This is a genomic window from Pseudomonas sp. PME37.24/006 (assembly GCF_055556635.1).
In genome coordinates, this window is record NZ_JBVHNL010000245.1 from 1 (window position 1) to 247 (window position 247).

1 pseudogene is annotated in these 247 nt (G+C 69.6%); it reads right to left on the reverse strand.

The annotated features are described in order from the left end of the window. Positions 1-247, reverse strand: a pseudogene (locus ACZ3GY_RS24585) (hypothetical protein); the annotation flags it as partial.

Here is a 247-nt window from a genome sequence, read left to right on the forward strand (position 1 = left end):
CGCGACCTGGGTGGCCTGGGCGACGTGGGCCGGGGCGTGACCGCCGCTCGCGGCCTGCTGCAGCGCCATGCCCTGAAGCTCGGTCAGGGTCATGCCGCCCTTGCCGCTGGCGAGGTTGTTCGTGAGCAACGAACCGAACACCGCCACCCCGATGGTCGATCCGATCTGGCGGAAGAACTGGGAGGTCGAGGTCGCGACGCCCAGCTCGTGCGGCTGCACTGCATTCTGCACCGCCAGCGAGAACAGG